Origin of the sequence: Polaromonas sp. CG_9.7, from assembly GCF_015752205.1 — a bacterium.
In the GTDB taxonomy this organism is placed as follows: domain Bacteria; phylum Pseudomonadota; class Gammaproteobacteria; order Burkholderiales; family Burkholderiaceae_C; genus Polaromonas.
Genome location: NZ_JADOVG010000005.1, coordinates 88,564 through 107,086, shown reverse-complemented (window position 1 = coordinate 107,086; position 18,523 = coordinate 88,564). Strand labels below are relative to the sequence as shown.

General features: G+C 58.8%; 17 protein-coding genes. 9 read left to right on the top strand and 8 right to left on the bottom strand.

The annotated features are described in order from the left end of the window. Positions 1 to 24 precede the first annotated feature (24 nt). Both IWX87_RS06875 and IWX87_RS06870 read right to left on the bottom strand, forming a co-directional pair. On the bottom strand, positions 25 to 2,076 hold the full coding sequence (locus IWX87_RS06875) for a M3 family metallopeptidase (RefSeq protein WP_196862779.1): 2,052 nt from the start codon (positions 2,074 to 2,076) through the stop codon (positions 25 to 27). A gap of 114 nt (positions 2,077 to 2,190) precedes the next feature. After that, on the bottom strand, positions 2,191 to 2,667 hold the full coding sequence (locus IWX87_RS06870; RefSeq protein ID WP_029525222.1) for a YhbY family RNA-binding protein: 477 nt from the start codon (positions 2,665 to 2,667) through the stop codon (positions 2,191 to 2,193). Between the two features lie 41 nt (positions 2,668 to 2,708). Here IWX87_RS06870 and IWX87_RS06865 point away from each other — a divergent pair, with 41 nt between their 5' ends. The 4 genes from IWX87_RS06865 to glmM all read left to right on the top strand — a co-directional run bounded on the left by IWX87_RS06865 (position 2,709) and on the right by glmM (position 7,984). Further along, positions 2,709 to 3,443, top strand: a complete 735-nt coding sequence (locus IWX87_RS06865; protein ID WP_196862778.1) for an RlmE family RNA methyltransferase — start codon at positions 2,709 to 2,711, stop codon at positions 3,441 to 3,443. A gap of 155 nt (positions 3,444 to 3,598) precedes the next feature. Next, the gene (gene ftsH, locus IWX87_RS06860) at positions 3,599 to 5,524 is read left to right on the top strand and encodes an ATP-dependent zinc metalloprotease FtsH (RefSeq protein ID WP_196862777.1); all 1,926 of its coding nucleotides are present in this window, start codon (positions 3,599 to 3,601) and stop codon (positions 5,522 to 5,524) included. A gap of 125 nt (positions 5,525 to 5,649) precedes the next feature. Further along, positions 5,650 to 6,498 (top strand): dihydropteroate synthase, encoded by an 849-nt coding sequence (folP, locus tag IWX87_RS06855; protein ID WP_196862776.1) that lies wholly within the window; start codon positions 5,650 to 5,652, stop codon positions 6,496 to 6,498. Positions 6,499 to 6,652: 154 nt separating this feature from the next. Continuing rightward, complete coding sequence (gene glmM / locus IWX87_RS06850; RefSeq protein WP_196862775.1) at positions 6,653 to 7,984, top strand: phosphoglucosamine mutase; 1,332 nt, start codon at positions 6,653 to 6,655, stop codon at positions 7,982 to 7,984. 134 nt (positions 7,985 to 8,118) lie between these two features. Here the strand turns inward: glmM and merR are convergent, their stop codons facing one another. Then, positions 8,119 to 8,526, bottom strand: coding sequence for an Hg(II)-responsive transcriptional regulator (gene merR / locus IWX87_RS06845; RefSeq protein WP_196862774.1), 408 nt, complete (start codon positions 8,524 to 8,526; stop codon positions 8,119 to 8,121). 42 nt (positions 8,527 to 8,568) lie between these two features. On the opposite strand from merR, the gene merT reads away from it, so the two are divergent. From merT to IWX87_RS19605, 3 genes are read left to right on the top strand one after another with little or no spacing between them, the layout of a single operon-like run. Further along, positions 8,569 to 8,940, top strand: a complete 372-nt coding sequence (gene merT, locus IWX87_RS06840; RefSeq protein ID WP_196862773.1) for a mercuric ion transporter MerT — start codon at positions 8,569 to 8,571, stop codon at positions 8,938 to 8,940. 9 nt (positions 8,941 to 8,949) lie between these two features. Next, on the top strand, positions 8,950 to 9,234 hold the full coding sequence (gene merP / locus IWX87_RS06835) for a mercury resistance system periplasmic binding protein MerP (protein WP_196862772.1): 285 nt from the start codon (positions 8,950 to 8,952) through the stop codon (positions 9,232 to 9,234). An 8-nt stretch (positions 9,235 to 9,242) separates the two neighbouring features. Beyond that, a complete protein-coding gene (locus IWX87_RS19605) occupies positions 9,243 to 9,455 on the top strand; it encodes a GDCCVxC domain-containing (seleno)protein (RefSeq protein ID WP_231374649.1) in 213 nt (70 codons plus the stop codon). A gap of 42 nt (positions 9,456 to 9,497) precedes the next feature. Here IWX87_RS19605 and IWX87_RS06830 read toward each other — a convergent pair whose 3' ends face one another. Continuing rightward, positions 9,498 to 10,130 (bottom strand): glutathione S-transferase family protein, encoded by a 633-nt coding sequence (locus tag IWX87_RS06830; RefSeq protein ID WP_196862771.1) that lies wholly within the window; start codon positions 10,128 to 10,130, stop codon positions 9,498 to 9,500. After that, on the bottom strand, positions 10,127 to 11,014 hold the full coding sequence (gene yghU, locus IWX87_RS06825; protein ID WP_196862770.1) for a glutathione-dependent disulfide-bond oxidoreductase: 888 nt from the start codon (positions 11,012 to 11,014) through the stop codon (positions 10,127 to 10,129). The genes IWX87_RS06830 and yghU overlap by 4 nt, the downstream gene beginning before the upstream one ends. A 103-nt stretch (positions 11,015 to 11,117) precedes the next feature. Here yghU and IWX87_RS06820 point away from each other — a divergent pair, with 103 nt between their 5' ends. Both IWX87_RS06820 and IWX87_RS06815 read left to right on the top strand, forming a co-directional pair. Continuing rightward, positions 11,118 to 11,699, top strand: coding sequence for a TetR/AcrR family transcriptional regulator (locus IWX87_RS06820; protein ID WP_196862769.1), 582 nt, complete (start codon positions 11,118 to 11,120; stop codon positions 11,697 to 11,699). 68 nt (positions 11,700 to 11,767) lie between these two features. Then, on the top strand, positions 11,768 to 12,343 hold the full coding sequence (locus IWX87_RS06815; protein ID WP_196862768.1) for a carboxymuconolactone decarboxylase family protein: 576 nt from the start codon (positions 11,768 to 11,770) through the stop codon (positions 12,341 to 12,343). A gap of 116 nt (positions 12,344 to 12,459) precedes the next feature. Here the strand turns inward: IWX87_RS06815 and IWX87_RS06810 are convergent, their stop codons facing one another. The 3 genes from IWX87_RS06810 to IWX87_RS06800 form a co-directional block, all read right to left on the bottom strand. Then, on the bottom strand, positions 12,460 to 12,603 hold the full coding sequence (locus tag IWX87_RS06810) for a DUF3149 domain-containing protein (protein WP_196862767.1): 144 nt from the start codon (positions 12,601 to 12,603) through the stop codon (positions 12,460 to 12,462). 382 nt (positions 12,604 to 12,985) lie between these two features. Next, on the bottom strand, positions 12,986 to 14,407 hold the full coding sequence (locus IWX87_RS06805) for an efflux transporter outer membrane subunit (protein ID WP_196862766.1): 1,422 nt from the start codon (positions 14,405 to 14,407) through the stop codon (positions 12,986 to 12,988). Positions 14,408 to 14,518: 111 nt separating this feature from the next. Next, on the bottom strand, positions 14,519 to 17,758 hold the full coding sequence (locus IWX87_RS06800; RefSeq protein WP_196862765.1) for an efflux RND transporter permease subunit: 3,240 nt from the start codon (positions 17,756 to 17,758) through the stop codon (positions 14,519 to 14,521). Positions 17,759 to 18,523 lie beyond the last annotated feature (765 nt).

Below are 18,523 nucleotides of genomic sequence, written 5' to 3'. Positions count from 1 at the left end.
TTCAAAGTATTTTCAGCATGGGTTTCAAGCCATGCCCTGATGGCGCAGCAAGGCGTCGAGTGAAGGTTCACGGCCTCGAAATGCCTTGAACGACTCCATGGCCGGGCGGCTTCCGCCCGATTCGAGAATCGCCTGGCGGTATTTTCTGCCAGCTTGCACGCTGACGGTTGACTTGTCGTTTCCTGCTTGGTCGTTGGCGGCTGCGGTTTCTTCAAAGGCCGCATAGGCGTCTGCCGACAGTACTTCAGCCCACTTGTAGCTGTAGTAGCCCGCCGCATAGCCGCCTGAAAAGATATGGCTGAAGGTGTGCGCTGTACGGCTGTAGGCTGGCGCAGAAATGACTGCCACTTCGCGGCGCACCTCGCCCAGCAGGCCCATCAGGTCCTCGTCCGGGTTGTGCGAGGTGTGCAGCAGCATGTCGAAGAGCGAAAACTCGACTTGGCGCAATGTCTGCATGCCGCTCTGGAAATTCTTGGCAGCGAGCATCTTGTCGAACAGTGCGCGGGGCAGTGGCTCGCCCGTGTCGACATGCGCCGTCATCTGTTTTAGCACGTCCCATTCCCAGCAGAAGTTTTCCATGAACTGGCTCGGCAACTCGACCGCGTCCCATTCGACGCCGCTGATGCCCGACACGTCGTGCTCGTTGACCTGCGTGAGCATGTGGTGCAAACCATGGCCGAACTCGTGAAACAGCGTGGTCACGTCATCATGCGTCAGCAGCGCGGGCTTGCCGCCGACGCTGTCGGCAAAATTGCACACCAAATGCGCAACAGGCGTTTGCAGCATGCCGGTGTCGGGGCGCAGCCAGCGGGCCCGCACATCGTCCATCCAGGCGCCACCGCGCTTGCCGTTGCGGGCTGGCTGGTCAAGGTAGAACTGGCCGACCAGTTGGCCATCGCGCTCGATGCGGTAAAACGCCACGCCCGGCTTCCACACAGGCGCTGAATCCTCGCGAATCTGCACCTCGAAGAGGGTTTCGACGATCTTGAACAGGCCCGCCAGCACCTTGGGTGCGGTGAAGTACTGCTTGACTTCCTGCTCGCTGAAGGCATAGCGCTCTTCCTTGAGCTTTTCACCAATGTAGGCATAGTCCCAGGCCTGGGGGGCCGACTGGTTCAGTTTCTCAGCCGCAAACCTGCGCAGGTCGGCAATGTCTTTTTCCGCATAGGGACGGGCGCGGCGGGCCAGGTCACGCAGAAAGGTCACGACTTCTTCGGGCGACTTGGCCATCTTGGCCACCACCGAGACCTCGCCGAAATTCTGGTAACCCAACAGCCGTGATTCTTCCTGACGCAAGGCCAGGATTTCCTGCATCACCGCGCTGTTGTCAAACTGGCTGAATTCAGCCGGAGCCTGATCGCTGGCGCGCGTGGTGTAGGCCTTGTAGAGCTTCTCGCGCAGGCTGCTGCTTTCGGCAAATTGCATCACCGGCAGATAGCTTGGCATTTTCAGGCTGAGCCGATAGCCGGCCTTGCCCTCGGCTTCAGCCTGCGCCTTGGCGGTTTGCAACACGTCTTCTGGAATGCCTTCCACTTCATCATCGGTGGCGTAGTAAGCAAACGCATCCGTAGCGTCAAGCGAGTTTTCACTGAATTTCTGGCTGAGTTCGGCCTGGCGCTCCTGAATAAGCGCGAATCGTTCCTTGGCCGCACCCGTCAGTTCGGCGCCCGAAAGCACAAAGTTTCGGATGGCATTCTTGTGTGCCTGGCGCTGCTCGTCATTCAGGCTGCCCGCGTCGATGGCCTTGTACTTGGCATACAGGCGTTCGTCAGCGCCCAGGCGCGTCCAGAATTCGGTGACGCGGGGCAGGGCGGCATTGTAGGCGGCACGCAACTCAGGTGTGTCCGCCACGCCGTTCAGGTGACTAACGGCGCCCCAGGCACGGCCAAGGTTTTCTGTGGCCACATCAAGCACGCCGGCAATACCACTCCACGTCGCCGGAAAGTCATCTGCCGTGACCTGCTCCAGCGCCGTTTCGGCTTTGGCAAGCAAATCGTCCATCGCCGGGCCGACATGCTCGGGCAGGATCTGGTCAAACAGGGGAAGGTCAGAGAAGTCAAGAAGTGGATTTTTCATCATATTTAACTGTGGGCGGCTGGGGTAAATCTAAAGGCCGCAAGTTTTTTTATACATGAAAAAGCAAAAACCGACCAGCGAAGTCGCAAGGTCGGTTCAGGGCTTGGAGAAAGTTCAGTCTTGTGACCGTTTCTTGACGCTGACTTGCTGGCGGGGCTTGGCGCGCTTGACGCTGCCGCCCGGTGTGAGGCGCTGGTTGCCCAGCACCCGCAGGGTCTTGACTTCTGGCCGCTGGCCATAGCGCGAACTGTTCTTCAGCACTTTCACGTCGCGCGGGCCGGCCATGCGGTCTTCGCTGACCTTTTTCTCTTTCTCGGGAACCGGCCGCCAGAACACCAGCAACTTGCCGATGTGCTGGATGGGCGCAGCGTCAAGTTCTTCAGCCAGCGAGCGGAACATGTCTTCGCGGCCTGCACGGTCGTCGGACTGGACCCGTACCTTGATCAGGCCATGGGCACTCAAGGCGGCGTCGATTTCCTTTTTTACATTGTCGGTCAGGCCGTCGGAGCCAATCATCACGACGGCATTGAGATGGTGCGCTTCAGCGCGGTGGTCTTTGCGCTGGGCAGGGGTAAGTTGTATTTGAGCCATGCGCAATTATCGGCGGTGTCGGGAAGACGACAATAGGCCGCATGAAAGTAAATGCCAAGTCAGACCACAAACTCCTCCCGAAATCGACCTCCAAGGTCGCCACCAAGGGTGATGCAAAAGGTAAAAAAGTCAACAAGGCGTGGCTACACGACCATATCAACGACCCCTATGTGAAGCAGGCCCGCAAGGAAGGCTATCGCGCCCGCGCTGCTTTCAAGCTCAAGGAAATGGACGAAACGCTGGGATTGGTCAAGCCCGGCGACTGCGTCGTCGACCTGGGCAGCACGCCGGGCGCGTGGAGTCAGTATGTCCGGCGCAAGCTCTCGCCAACCGGCGCCGCAGCGGGAGCGCTCAATGGCCGCATCATCGCGCTGGACTTGTTGCCCATGGAACCCATTGAAGGCGTGGCCTTTATACAGGGCGACTTCCGCGAACCCGACGTGCTGGAAAAACTGGAGCAAGCGTTGCGCTCAGAGCAGGGCGCTGTCAAGGTGGACCTGGTGATTTCGGATATGGCGCCCAATCTGTCCGGCATTGAGTCGGTGGATGCGGCGCGCATCGCCCATCTGGTCGAACTGGCGGTGGAATTTGCCCAGTCCCGCATGAAGCCGGACGGCTCACTGGTCGTCAAACTGTTTCACGGCAGCGGTTATGACGATCTTGTCAAGCTGTTTCAGGCCAGTTTCAAGGTGGTCAAGCGCATGAAGCCCAAGGCTTCGCGTTCAAATTCTTCTGAAACCTTCTTGATTGGCAAGGGTCTGAAAAATATGACATGAGGATGAAATTACGTTCGTAACGCTGAAATATCCGGTTAAATCCGTGTTCTGCACAGGGATGCAAAGCCTTAATCGCCGGTCTGGCCTCTTGAAACGCCTAAAATGAGTCTCATGTGCGATGCAATCGGTTTTGGATTCATATATCGGAGCAGTCCTTGAATAATCAGTGGTTTTCTAAAGTAGCAATCTGGCTTGTCATTGCTATGGTGCTTTTCACCGTGTTCAAGCAATTCGACACACGCGCCGGCACCGGCTCCAATTACTTGGGTTACTCCGAGTTTCTTGAAGAGGTGCGTGGCAAGCGCATCAGGACGGCAACTATCGCCGAAGGTCAGGGAGGCACTGAAATCGCCGCCACAACCATCGATGACCGCAAAATCCGCACTACGGCCACCTACCTTGACCGTGGCTTGATTGGCGATTTGATCGCCAACGATGTGAAGTTTGACGTCAAGGCGCGCGAAGAAAGCTCCTTGCTGATGACGCTCCTCGTCAGTTGGGGTCCCATGCTGCTGCTGATCGGGGTGTGGGTGTACTTCATGCGACAAATGCAAGGCGGCGGCAAGGGCGGGGCCTTCAGTTTTGGTAAATCCAAGGCACGCATGCTGGATGAATCCACCAACACCGTGACATTTGCTGACGTGGCAGGCTGCGACGAGGCAAAGGAAGAAGTCAAGGAGGTGGTCGATTTCCTGAAGGATCCGGCCAAGTTCCAGAAACTAGGCGGTCGCATTCCCCGTGGTTTGCTTTTGGTTGGCCCTCCGGGCACTGGTAAAACCTTGCTCGCCAAGGGTATTGCCGGTGAAGCCAAGGTTCCGTTTTTCTCGATTTCCGGTTCCGACTTCGTTGAGATGTTCGTTGGCGTGGGCGCCGCCCGGGTTCGCGACATGTTTGACAATGCCAAGAAAAATGCGCCTTGCATCATCTTCATTGACGAGATTGACGCCGTTGGCCGCCAGCGTGGTGCCGGTGTCGGTGGTGGCAATGATGAGCGCGAGCAGACCTTGAACCAGATGCTGGTTGAGATGGATGGTTTTGAAACCAATGTAGGTGTGATCGTCGTGGCGGCCACCAACCGCCCCGATATTCTGGACGCTGCCTTGCTCCGTCCCGGTCGTTTTGACCGCCAGGTGTATGTCACGCTGCCCGACATTCGCGGCCGCGAACAGATCCTTAATGTCCACATGCGCAAAGTCCCGCTGGGACAGGACGTGAATGCCAGTGTGATTGCCCGCGGTACCCCTGGCATGTCGGGGGCCGATCTGGCCAACCTGTGCAACGAAGCGGCTTTGATGGCCGCGCGTCGCAGTGCCCGCACTGTGGAGATGCAGGACTTTGAAAAAGCCAAGGACAAGATCCTGATGGGTCCCGAGCGCAAGAGCATGGTTATGCCTGAGGAAGAGCGTCGAAATACGGCTTACCATGAGTCTGGCCATGCTTTGCTCGGCAAAATGCTGCCAAAGTGCGATCCAGTCCATAAGGTCACCATTATTCCGCGTGGCCGCGCCCTGGGGGTCACAATGAGTCTCCCGGCGCAGGATCGCTACAGCTACGACCGCGAATACATGCTGAGCCAGATCAGCATGCTGTTCGGTGGCCGTATCGCTGAAGAAGTGTTCATGAACCAGATGACCACTGGCGCCAGCAACGATTTCGAGCGGGCTACCGGATTGGCAAGGGACATGGTGACGCGCTACGGTATGACCGATGCGCTCGGCCCCATGGTTTATGCGGAGAACGAAGGCGAAGTGTTTTTGGGCCGTTCTGTGACCAAGACCAACAACATGAGTGAAGCCACGCTGCAAAAAGTCGATAACGAAGTGCGCCGCATCATTGATCAGCAATACAGCTTGGCGCGCAAAATCATCGAAGACAACAAGGACAAGATGCACGCGATGGCCAAGGCTTTGCTGGAATGGGAAACCATCGACGTTGAGCAGATGGACGATATCATGGCCGGCAAGGAGCCGCGTCCTCCCAAAGACTGGACGCCACGCAATCCTTCCGTTGGCAGCGGGGGCTCTGGCCCGAGTGGTGGCAGTCCAGCGGTTACAACTGACCCGGCCCCTAACGCCGCCTGATCTAGACCCTTCAGTTCGCCAGATATTCTGAAAACCGGGGCCAGTCCCCGGTTTTTCTTTGGGCCTGTTGTTATCGTTATGCCCCATTTAATCGTTCAATCCGTAGTCACCCGCAAGGACCTTTCGTGATCTGGCAAACCGCGCGTTTTCAGTTGGACCTGTCGCAACCTCGCGTCATGGGCATTGTCAATGTCACGCCAGATTCATTTTCTGACGGCGCAAACTATTCCTTTGCTACTGATAATTTGTCGGTCGTGTTGGCCCATTGCGAAAAGTTGGTTCGGGATGGCGCGGACCTGTTGGACATCGGCGGCGAATCCACGCGTCCTGGCGCCTTGCCAGTGCCGCTGGAGCAGGAACTGGCCCGTGTGCTGCCGGTGGTTCGCCATGCCGTCACGCTGGGCGTGCCGGTTTCAGTGGACACCTACAAGCCCGAAGTCATGCGCGCCGTGCTCGATCTTGGGGCCGACATCATCAATGACATCTGGGCGCTTCGTCAGCCAGGAGCTCTTGAAGCTGTGGCGGCGCATGCGTCTTGTGGTGTCTGCCTGATGCACATGCATCGCGAGCCGCAAACCATGCAGGCAACGCCCATGCAGGGTGACGTGGTTCCTCAGGTTTTCTTGTTTCTGAAGGAGGCAGCACAAACCTTGCAAACGCTCGGGGTCGAAAAATCCCGTATCGTGCTGGATCCGGGCATTGGTTTTGGAAAAACAGTGGAGCAGAATTTTGTCCTGCTGGCACGCCAGCATGAATTGCTGGCAGCCGGCTATCCGCTGCTCGCGGGTTGGTCACGTAAATCATCGCTGGCCGCGGTCTGTGATGATCTGGCAACAGCTTCACCTCAGGGGCGCATGATTCCAAGCGTAGCCGCCGCCTTGCTCTCCATTGAACGCGGCGCACATATCGTGCGAGTTCATGACGTGCGGGAAACCGTGCAAGTATTGAAAGTCTGGAAAGCTGCCAGCCCATAGGACAATGCGCTTGGCACATGACGCATGATTGTTGCAGTGCACAAAAAATGGCAGTCGTTTGGTCCAAGCTCAAAAGACGGCCATAAAATCAGTGCCAAGTCGTGCTCTTAATGGGCTGAATACTGCACCACAACGTCAATAAACCACAACACCCATGACAAGAAAATACTTTGGCACCGATGGCATCCGCGGCACGGTCGGACAGGCGCCCATCACGCCTGATTTCGTACTTCGTCTCGCCCATGCAGTAGGACGCGTACTGCGCAGAACCGAAACGCGCCCGACTGTGCTGATCGGCAAGGACACCCGGATTTCAGGCTACATGCTGGAAAGTGCGCTGGAGTCCGGTTTCAATTCCGCTGGTGTTGACGTGGTGCTGCTTGGGCCCTTGCCAACGCCCGGTGTCGCCTACCTGACGCGGGCGCAACGTGCCAGCCTGGGCGTGGTGATCAGTGCCAGCCACAACCCCTTTGCCGACAACGGCATCAAGTTTTTCAGCGCCCACGGTACCAAGCTCAATGACGAATGGGAGTCCGCGGTGGAAGCCGCACTTGATGAGCCGCCGGTCTGGGCAGATTCAGCGTCATTGGGAAAAACCCGTCGGCTTGACGATGCTGCCGGACGCTACATTGAATTTTGCAAAAGCACTTTTGCCCACGACTTGACGCTCAAAGGCTTGAAGATTGTGGTCGACGGCGCACACGGGGCGGCCTACCACATTGCCCCCATGGTGTTTCATGAATTAGGTGCCGAGGTGATTGCCATCGGCTGCGCGCCCGATGGCCTGAACATCAACGATGGTTTCGGTGCAACCCATCCAGACGCACTGGTGGCTGCGGTGCTCGCCAATAAGGCTGACTACGGCATTGCACTCGACGGCGATGCTGACCGGCTGCAGGTAGTCGATGCCGAAGGCCGTCTTTTCAACGGCGACGAAGTGCTGTTTCTGATGGTTAACGAGCGTCTTGCGCGCGGCGAAAAAGTTCCGGGCACTGTCGGTACCCTGATGACCAATATGGCTGTGGAATTGGCGTTAAAAGCCAAAGGTCTGGAATTTGTGCGTGCCAAGGTTGGCGACCGCTATGTGCTTGAAGAACTTGAAAAGCGTGGCTGGCTGCTAGGCGGCGAGGGTTCCGGCCATTTGCTGGCACTGGACAAGCACACCACCGGCGATGGCCTGATCAGCGCACTTCAGGTGCTGCAGGCCTGCGTGCGCAGCCAGCAGACGCTTTCTGAACTGCTGTCCGATGTGGTACTGTTCCCGCAGACCCTGATCAATGTGCGGCTCAAGCCTGGTCAGAATTGGAAAGACAGTGCAGAACTGGCGACGCACACTGAAGCGGTACGGGTTGAACTGGGCGATACCGGTCGTATCCTGATCCGGGCCAGTGGCACAGAACCGTTGCTGCGTGTGATGGTGGAAGCACGCGATGCCGAGCAAGCCAGGGCTTGTGCTGAGCGGGTCGCCAACACAATACGGTCTTGAGCCGGATTGCGAGGAGAAATTTTAAGAAAAGAATGATTTCTCGCAATGCCATCAACAAGCTATAGCTATTAAATAAATAGCAATTTTCAAAGTGGTAACGGGGAATCAGAAACAGATTCCTGACAGTTAAATCGTCATTTCTCCTTCAATACCGCAATCAGCGGACACTTCACCCGACCGCTTGTAGTGCGGCAACGCTCGACAATCGTTTTCAGAGCCTCCTCGATTCTTTGCAAATCGGCAAGCCGCACTCGCACGTCTGTCAGTTTATGCTCGGCCTTCTCGCGCGCTTCGGCGCACTGTGACCCATCCTCAAGTTGGAGCAAGTCTGCGATCTCATCCAGACTGAAACCCAATCGCTGGGCGGACTTGATGAAGCGCACGCGGGCCAGAGCTGCGCTGCTGTAACGACGAATACCACCCAATGGACGGTCAGGCTCCAGCATCAGACCTTTGCGCTGGTAGAAGCGGATCGTCTCTACATTGACGCCGGCGGCATCGGCCAGGACGCCGATGGTGCGTGTTTTGGATGGTTCATTCATGGTGCTTGACTCCGTACTTGAGTACGGAGATAAGCTTACAGCATGAAAAAAGATTTATCAGCTGAATCTTCACGTGATGGCGGGCAAGGTGCGTTGCTGAGCGGCGGTCTGGCGGCCATCCTGGCCTCCACGTGCTGCCTCGGGCCCTTGGTGCTCCTCACGCTTGGTGTATCAGGTGCGTGGATCAGCAACCTGACCTTGCTCGAACCCTATCAGCCGATTTTCATTGGTGCGGCAGTCGTGTCGCTGTACTTCGCGTATCTGCGTATCTGGCGACCCGCAGCAAACTGTGCGCCGGGCCAGGTCTGCGCACTACGGCACATCAACCGCCGCTACAAGGTCTTGTTCTGGGCCGTGGTCATGCTGGTGTTCATTGCACTTGCGTTTCCGCTAGCCGCCCCCTGGTTTTATTGAAACGGCAACATGAAAAAAATATTTACGCTGGTCATGCTGGCCACACTGACCTCGTCTTTGTGGGCAGCCACGCAATCGGTCACGCTATTTATGCCGGACATGAACTGTGCGGCTTGCCCGATCACCGTCAAGATGGCCTTGGGCAAGGTGTCTGGCGTTGGCAAGACGGAGGTGAATTTAGAGCGGCGCGAGGCGAAGGTGACGTTCGACGATGCGAAAACGAACGTCGATGTACTCACCCGTGCCACCAAGAACGCTGGTTATCCCTCGACTGTGGTGGGTGCTGCCAAGTGACCATTGTTATGACGGAATCCACACTGACCTGTCCTGAGTGTGGACATGCCAAGTCCGAGACGATGCCCACCGATGCTTGTCAGTGGTTTTATGAGTGCGAGCAATGCCATGCGGTGCTCAAACCAAAGTCGGGTGACTGTTGTGTCTACTGCTCGTACGGCTCGGTGTCGTGTCCGCCAATTCAAGAGCGCGGCAAAGGCAGTTGTAGCAGCGGTAGCTGATCAGCCCGGTACCCCCGCCGAGTCCACAGCTGACCGTGCTGTTCAGCCAGCGATGGAAGGGCGCTCCCCCATTGCTGCACGCCATCGAAGCAGATGTTCCAGATCTCCTGCGGGTTTGAGCCGGACCACCCGCGCAAAGTCCAGTGCCACCACCGCCGTGATGTCTGCAATGCTGAACTGGTTTGCAGCGATGAAATCGCGCCCAGCCAATTGTTTGTTCAGAGTCAAAAAGAATTGCTCAACCCGGGCCAGACCACGCTGACCCAGTTCAGGAATTTGCGGATAGTCCACCGGACCTGGCAGGGCGCGATTCACCATGGCAGGGCTGCTGTTGCGAAATGCGTCGGCTACTGCCAGCAGGCCTTCAAACTCGACCCGCCACTGCCAGCTGGCGATTTCCGCCTTGTCTTGCGGCGTGCGGCCCATCAATGGTGGCTCAGGGTGAAGCGCTTCAAGGTAAGCGGCAATGGCGGCATTGTCGGTAAGCAATGAGCCTTCTTCTGTTCGCAGCGCAGGCACGGTGCACTGCGGGTTAATCTGGCGGTAAGCCTCGCCCATGTGTTCGGTGCCACGCAGATCGATCTCCACAGTTTCATGAGACATGCCTTTTTCAGCCAAAAAGATCCGGGCGCGGCGCGGGCTGGGTGCGGTGGCGCAGTCGTACAGGGTAATCATGGTTTGTCCTCCGTGGAAGGGGCGACTTTGTCCTGGGTCTGGGTTTCAAAGTCGCTGCCCTCGTGGCGTTCGAACAGCTGGCTTGAAGGCTCCCCCCAGGTTCGGTTGACCTTTCGACCTCGCTGCACGGCGGGACGCAACGCAATCTCGTCAGTCCAGCGCAGCACATGCTTGTACTCCTGCACGCCGAGGAACTCCCCTGCCTCGTAAAGAAGGCCCTTGACCAGCGTGCCGTACCAAGGCCAAACTGCAATGTCAGCGATGGTGTAGTCGTCGCCTGCCAGGAAACGGTGCTTTGCCAGCTGACGGTCCAGCACATCAAGCTGGCGTTTGACTTCCATGGCGAAGCGGTTGATGGGGTATTCAAACTTGGCCGGTGCGTAGGCGTAGAAGTGGCCAAAACCTCCTCCCAGAAAGGGCGCACTGCCCATTTGCCAGAACAGCCAGGACAAGCACTCGGCTCGTGCTGCGCCGCTTGCGGGCAAAAAGGCGCCAAACTTCTCGGCCAGGTACTGCAGGATGGCACCAGACTCGAACACCCGAACCGGTGTTTCACCACTGTGGTCCATCAAGGCCGGAATTTTTGAGTTGGGGTTGGCGCCAACAAAGCCACTGCCAAACTGGTCACCTTCATCGATACGGATCAGCCATGCATCGTACTCGGCGCCGCTGTGTCCAAGTGCCAGCAACTCTTCCAGCATGATCGTTACCTTGACGCCGTTCGGCGTGGCCAGTGAATAAAGCTGCAACGGGTGGCGTCCCAGTGGCCGGTCCTTGTCATGTGTGGCACCCGCCACAGGCCGGTTGATGTTGGCAAACTTGCCGCCGCTTTCTTTGTCCCAGGTCCAGACCTTGGGAGGGATGTACTCGTTTGCACTGGTCATTGGATAGCCTTGGTAACGTCGCGCAATTTGCTGCGCAGGATTTGTATGAAAAGATAATAGTACCAAAATTCTGGTACGATCGGTCCAGAATTTATGAAAAGGTATGCTGACGATGGCACGACAATTGGAGTTTGATCGTGGTGAAGCACTCACCCGGGCTGTTGATGCTTTCTGGAAAATGGGCTATGGGGCATTGCCTGCGCTTGAAATTGCGCAGGCAATGGGCGTTGCAAAGTCATCTTTGTACAACACGTTTGGTTCAAAGAAAAACCTGTTCATTGAATCGTTAAAGCACTATGCCGACGATCAGCGATCGAAGGTTTGTGCCGGCTCCAAAAGTGAAAATGTGGCAGTGCTGCTGCGCCAGATATTGCGAGAGGCAGCGTCCGATAACAACGCGGGGCGAGGCTGCTTGCTGGTGAATACGGCCGCTGAATTCGGGGCACGTGACAGCGAAGTACGTCAACACGTCAAGGCTGGTTTCGACGGGATGAGGGATGCTTTTTCGACCCTCATCCGCGCCGGGCAGGGCGCAGGCCATTTCAACACTGACGTGGACCCGTACCGGTACGCCATCATCCTCGTGACCGGCATTGCAGGCCTGCGCGTTCTTGCTAAAAGCGGATTTTCAGGGGTTGATCTCGATCCAGCTATTGAAAATATGGTGCATGGATTGGCGCTCTAATTTTTTTATTTAATTTGGACTGATCGGTCCAATATTTTTTTCTTTTTCCATTTTTTTAGGAGCTATCAATGCGTAACATTGCAAAACTTTCTCTTTCTCCCACCAGCCTCGAGACCGCGCAAGGCCGGACCAAAGAAGTGCTGGAGGCTGGCAAGAAATCGGCCGGCGGCATTCCCAACATGTACGCTGGAATGGCCAATTCGCCTGCGCTTCTGGACGGTTATCTTCATGGCTATCAACTTTTTCGTGACGAGTCCGGCTTCACCCCTGCTGAACAGGAACTCGTATTCCTGAGCATTGCCCGCGTCAATGAGTGCACCTATTGCGTTGCAGCGCACAGTTTCATAGCGGCTGCTGTTTCCAAGACGCCTGCTCAAGCCGTTCAGGCCGTTCGCGACGATGCGCCATTGGAAGATGCGAAGCTGGCAGCATTGAACCAATTCACGCAGACAATGGTTTCCTCGCGCGGAAAACCAACACCGCAGGAACTGTCGGATTTTTTGAACGCCGGCTATACCGAAAAAAACGTTCTCGACATTATTCTGGCAATTGCAGTCAAGACGATCAGCAATTATTCAAATCACGTGCTGCACACACCGGTTGACGCCATGTTCAAGGCACAAGTCTGGGCACCAAAGGTTTAAACAGGCTTGGCAGTCAAGCCCCGTCCAAGGCGGGTCTTCTTCAATTTGGCATCTTCATCAAGACAGGTGACTGCCAAACCATTGAGCACTCAGGTTGCTGCAGGCAACTTCTCCGCTTACTTGCGCGGGACCGTAGGATCGTGTTTCATCTTGCCCATGAACAGGCGAAGAAAGAACACGCCCATGCCCATCATGAAGACAATGCCGAGGATGCTCATCAAACCGTAGTCAGTTGAAAACAGGTCAGTCAGCAGTTTCATGGCGGTCACTCCCTTTGTTGTTTGGACTATTGCCTGTTAGCTACAGGCTCATGCTGATCCAGGTTAACAGTGGGTGGTTAAGGGCGAATTTCAGAGGCAGAAGGTTAATTTGCTGTGCAGTGCTGGCAAAAAAGCGGCACGGTCAAGCCTATGGCCGCGTGGCTGTGCATCTGATTTCGAATTGCTTTGAAAACGGAATCTGGCCAGAAGGCAAAAATTTCACCGCAACATTGGCGGCGGCCTTCAGCGGCTGCGCTTTCGCTTTATGTATCAAACAGGCCGCCAGCGCAATATTTGCCTGCGCAAGAAGCTATTTAAAACATAGCAAAAGAATCAGGATGGACCCGCTGGAATCAACGTTTAGTGCCCAGTGCCGCCAGCATCATTGGTCTGCTGCCCACCCGCCGCCCAGCGACTGGATCAGCGCCACTGCCGTCGTCTGGCGGTCGGCCATGGCTTGAACCAGTGCGCGGCGGGCGCTCAGTGCCGTGGCTTGGGCGGTGATGACTTCGGTGTAGCTGACCTGGCCGCTGCGGTAGCGGTTCAGCACCTGCTGCTCGACCTGGTCGGCGGATTCCGACGCCTGGCGCCGCAAATCCTGCTGGGTCAGCAGGACGCGGGTGGCCGCCAGTTGGTCTTCCACCCCCTGAAACGCGGTCAGTACGGTTTGCCGGTAACGCGCCACGGCCTGCGCATGCGCCGCTTCGCTGCCTTCGACCCGTGCGGTGGTGGCGCCGGCATTGAACAAGGTCTGCGCTGCCGACAAGCCCAGCGACCAGACACTGGTGGAAGCGCTGAACAGGTCGGCCACGCGGCTGGCGCCGAATCCATACGACGCACCCAGCGGCAGGTTGGGGTAATAGGCGCTTCTCGCAATCCCGATCTGTTCGTTGGCCACGGCCACGCGGCGTTCAGCCGCAGCAATGTCGGGGCGGCGTTGCAGCAGGGTGGATGGCACGCCGGTCGGCACTTCGGGCACCGATGGATTCCACGCGGCCGGCGTGAGCGAAAAATTACCCGGCGCTTCGCCCACCAGCACGGCGATGGCGTGTTCAAGCTGTGCGCGCTGGCGCACCAGCCCGGCATCGTCCGCCTGCGCATTGGCCAGCTGGGTCTGCGATTGCAGCACGTCGGTTTTGGCCGCAATGCCGGCGGCGTAGCGATTTTGGGTGATCTCCAGCGTGCGCCGGAACCCGGTCAGCGTGTTTTCCAGCAACGCTTTTTGTGCATCCACCTGGCGCAGCGTGAGGTAGTTGATCGCCAGTTCGCCTTGTGCCGACAGCCGGGCCGACGCCAGGTCGGCGGCGCTGGCCTGGGCGCTGGCCGAGGCACTGTCCACCGCGCGCTCCAATCGGCCCCAGACATCGGGCTCCCAGCTCGCGCCGATGCTGGCACTGAAGCTGTTGCCGGTGCGCCCGCCGCTGACGCTGGTGGAATTGTTGCCCGAACTGCTGTGCGAGCGGTTGGCGCCGCCATTCAGCGTGACGGAGGGAAACATCGAGGCCCGTTGCTCGCGCACCAGTGAGCGCGCCTTCGCATAAGCGCCCACGGCTGCCGCGACGTTCTGGTTCGACACTTCGACCCGCGCGGCCAGCTGGTCGAGCACCGGGTCGCCAAACAGGGACCACCATGGCCCGCGTTCCAGCGCATCGGCGGGGGCTGCACGCTCCCAGCCTGCAGCTTCCTTGTAGGCGCTGATGTCCGGCGTGGAAGGGCGCCGGTAATCGGGCCCGATGGCGCAGCCGCTGACCGCTAAAACCAGTGCGGCAACCGTCAGCAGATGAAAAGGCAGTTTTGAAGGCATGGGCGACTTGGTGAATTCGTCATTCCGGCCTTTGCGGGAACGAGGGTTGCGGGGCGGGGTGTGACAAGGTGGGCACAGGATTTTTCCATGCGGTTTTCGGTCCGCTGGCCCTCACCCCAGCCCCCTCCCAGAGGGCGCAAGAGGATAAGGCGCCGTATCGGTCATGTCTGCCGGACCGTGCGGATGTCGGCTCAGGTGGCGTTCCGAGGGGCTGCGGTGGCGCAGCTTGTCGAGCAGCACATACACCACCGGCGTGCTCAAGAGCGTCAGCAGCTGGCTGGCAATCAGCCCGCCAATGATGGTGATGCCCAGCGGCCGGCGCAGCTCCGCCCCTTCGCCAAAGCCGATGGCCAGCGGCAGCGCGCCCAGGATGGCGGCCATGGTGGTCATCAGGATGGGCCGGAAACGCAGCAAGCAAGCCTCGCGCACCGCCTGCACGGCTGTCAAGCCGCGCGCGCGTTCGGCGTCCAGCGCAAAGTCGATGATCAAAATGGCGTTTTTCTTGACAATGCCGATCAGCAAAAAGATGCCGATCAACGCGATGATCGACAGGTCCATCTTGAACAGCAGCAGCGCCAGCAGCGCGCCCACGCCAGCCGACGGCAGTGTGGAAATGACCGTCAGCGGGTGGATCAGGCTTTCGTACAGGATGCCGAGCACGATGTAGATCACCACCAGCGCTGCCAGGATCAGCAGCGGTTGTTCATTTTGCGACTGCTGCGCGCTGAGCGCCGTGCCCGAAAAACTGCCGCGCACATTGTTGGGCAGGCCGATCGCCGCCTCCGCTGCCTGGACGGCGGCCTGCGCATCACTGAGCGTGCTGCCGGTGGCCAGGTTGTAGGAAATCGTGGTGGAAAGCTCGCCGTCTTCATGGCTGATTGATGCCGGCGCCGAATTTTCGCTGAAGCTGGCAATCGCCGACAGCGGCACCATGGTGGTGACAGTGGTGCTCAGCGCCTGGCCGGCAGACGGGTCGCGCAGGGCAGGGTTCGCGATGGATGTGCCGGTAAGCGCTGCATTTTTTGCTGGCACATAGATGTCCTTGAGCGCCTCGGGACTGCCGATGTAGCGTGGCGCGACCTGCATGATGACCTTGTACTGGTTCATCTCGCCGTAGATCGTCGCGACCTGCCGCTGGCCGAAGGCGTTGTACAGCGCGTTGTCGACATCGCGCGAACTCACGCCAAGCCGCGCGGCGCTTTCCTTGTCCACGGTGACCATGGTTTCGACGCCGTTTTCTTCCTGGTCGGTGTCCACGTCGGTCAGCGCGGTCGACAGCTTCAACTGGTCGGCCAGCCGCGTTGCCCATCGTTTGAGATCGGCGGTGTTGTCGCTTTTCAGCGTGTACTGGTAGGTGGAATTGCTCTGCCGCCCGCCGCCGCGCAGGTCTTGTACCGGGTTCAGGAACAGCGTGACGCCGGTGACCTGCGCCAGTTTCGGACGCAGCCGCGCAATCACCGCCTGGCCTGACTCGCTGCGCTGCGCCACCGGCTTGAGGTTGATGAACATGAAGCCACCCCCGGCGCGCGAGCCACCGGTAAAACCGACCACGGTGTCGACCGCCGGATCGGCGCGGATGGTGTCCACCAGCTGCTTGAGCTTGCTTTGCATCGCCTGGAAGGAGATGCTGCGGTCAGCGCGTAAAAAGCCGTTGATCTGGCCGGTGTCCTGCTGCGGAAAAAAACCCTTGGGCGCGGCGATGTACAGGTAGACATTCAGCCCGATCACGGCCAGCAGGATCAGCATGACGAGCAATTTGGCCGAAAGCGCCCAGTCCAGTGCGGTTTCATAGCTCTTGAGCAGGCGATTGAAGGCGCTTTCAAAAGCGCGTGCCAAGCGTCCCGGCGGCTTGTTGTCGGCATGCGGCTTGAGCAGCCAGGCGCACATCATCGGCGTGGTGGTGAGCGAGATGACCAGCGAGATCATGACAGCTGCCGACAGCGTGACGGCGAACTCGCGGAACAGCCGGCCGATCTGCCCGCCCATGAACAGCAGCGGAATGAACACCGCCACCAGCGACAGGCTGATCGACAGCACGGTGAATCCGACCTCGCGCGCGCCCAGCAGCGCCGCCTTGAAGCGGTCCATGCCGGCTTCGATGTGGCGGCTGGTGTTTTCCAGCACCACGATGGCGTCATCGACGACAAAGCCGGTGGCAACCGTAAGCGCCATCAGGCTCAGGTTGTTCAGGCTGAAACCCATCAGGTACATCACACCGAAAGTACCCAGCAGCGACACCACGGTGGCGACGGCTGGAATGAAGGTGGCGCGCACGCTGCGCAAAAAGGCGCTGACCACCAGCACCACCAGCGCAATCGAGATCAGCAGCGTGACCTCGATTTCGTGCAGCGAGGCGCGGATCGAGTTGGTGCTGTCGGACGCCACCTGCACATCCACGTCCGGCGGCAATTGCGCCCGCAACTCGGGCAGCAGCGCGCGCACGCCGTCTACCGTGGCAATCACGTTGGCATCGGGCTGGCGCGTGACCAGCACGACGACCGCTGGCTGGCCATTGAACAGGCCCAGCGTGTTGGTGTTTTCCACGCCGTTGCTGACCTCCGCCACGTCGCTCAGGCGAATCGCCGCACCGTTGCGCCAAGCGACGATCAGCCCCCGGTAGTCGGCCGCGCGCAGTCCTCCCAATGCGGTGTTGCCGACAGCATAGATTTGCAGTCGCTGGCCGTTGCCTTCAATCGCGCCGCGCGGCCGGTTGGCGTTGGCCGCCTGCAGTGCGGCACGAACGTCTTCCATGCTGACGCCGTAGCGGTTCAGGGCGAAGGGCAGCAGCTCGACGCGCACGGCGGGCAGCGAGCCGCCGCCGAGTTCGACATCGCCAACACCCGGCACCTGGGCGATTTTTTGCTGCACCAGGCTGGACACCTCGTCGTAGATTTCGCCTGGAGAGCGGTTCTTGGAGGTCAGCGCCAGGATGATGATGGGTGAAGACGCGGGATTGGCCTTGCGGTAGGTCGGGTTGCTGCGCAGCGTGGCAGGCAAGTCGGCGCGCGAGGCGTTGATGGCGGCCTGCACTTCACGGGCGGCCGAGTCGATCTTGCGGTTCAGTTCGAACTGCAGGCTGATGCGGGTCGAGCCTGCGCCGCTGCTGGAGGTCATTTCGTTGACGCCGGCGATCACGCCCAGGCGCCTTTCGAGCGGCGTGGCGACGCTGCTGGCCATGGTGGCGGGGCTGGCGCCGGGCAGGGAGGCGCTGACCGAGATGACGGGAAAATCGACCTGGGGCAGTGGGGAGACGGGCAGGACGAAGAAGGCGCCTATGCCGGCCAGGGCGATGGCGATGGTCAGCAGGACGGTGGCGATGGGGCGCCTGACGAAGGGTTCGGACAGGTTCATGGTGTTGCGCCTGTCGATGGCGTTGCCTTGTTTTCGTGTTGGATTAGCTTGGCTGAGGCCGGCTGGCCGGGGGTTGCCCGGCGGCAACTCACTTTTCTTTGCTTCGCCAAAGAAAAGTAAGCAAAAGAAAGGCGACCCGGCTGTCTGGGTCCCTTCGCTTCGCTACGGGCAACCTGTAATGAGCGACAAAAGCGGGGGTCCGCGCAAACTCGCCTGCGGCTCAAACAGCGCGCGGCCCTGATCCCGCTTTTGCCGCTCATCACAGGCCCAGCCAGAACGGGACTGGCGGGAGCGGATGCGGATGCGGGTGCGGGTGCAAGAACCCGTGTCTGTGCATAAATAGTGCCACTTCCGCACGTAAAGACTGTGCAATTAGCTATCCAATTAATAGCGTCTTGAGCTAAGGGAGGCTGAAATTGCAAAAGTGCCTGTTTCAAATGTCTGTCATTGCGGGCTTGACCCGCAATCCATGGCCCCGAATTCATGGATGCCGGATCAAGCCCGGCATGACATGAAGACATCGGAATTGTCTGCCTCCCCAAAGCCTGAACGCGGTGGCTGTTTGGCTGTTCTGCTGTTCGGATTTCATTTCCCGCCTGTCCCGTTCTGTCTGGGCCTGTGATGACCTGAAAAAACGGGATCAGGGCGGCGCGCTGTTTGAGCGCAACGCAGTGAAGCGAGTTTGCGCCGACCCCCGTTTTTTTGGGGCAGCGCAGGTCGCCCGAAGCGCAGCGCAGGGACCCGGACAGCCGGGTCGCCTTTTCT